This window comes from Allobosea sp. 10N428 (genome assembly GCF_056394545.1).
In genome coordinates, this window is the sequence record NZ_JBFTIC010000047.1 from 1 (window position 1) to 349 (window position 349).

Annotated in this window: 1 protein-coding gene; it reads right to left on the reverse strand. The window is 57.6% G+C overall.

What is annotated here, in order from left to right:
* On the reverse strand, positions 1-112 hold a 112-nt coding region (locus tag AC1DDA_RS27445), incomplete at its 3' end, for a DUF3606 domain-containing protein (protein ID WP_476798100.1).
* Positions 113-349: the final 237 nt, after the last annotated feature.

The following is a 349-nucleotide window of genomic DNA, read 5'->3' on the forward strand; positions in this document are numbered from 1 at the left end:
GTTGTTCGCGCGTGACTCCAAGCTCTTTCGTCCAGTACGCGACCTCATAGTCCTCGTTCATGTTGATGCGAGAGCGGTCTTGCGGGCCCCTGTTATTTTCGTTGTCTGCCATAGTGACCTCCTGCAGCGAACCAATCGCTCGCGCACACCGATCGCCGACGACCGACTATCGCATAAAGAACCACAGCAGGATGATGATCGGGATCGGAACGCCTACAAGCCAAAGTATGATGGAACGCATCTGCAGCCCCTCTTTCGATAGCGGTGCTGCGGCAACGCTCGGAATTTGCGGAAGGTTCCTGGTGCTCACCCGCCTTGAGCTCCGCGGACCGGTCGATCTCAGCCCTTC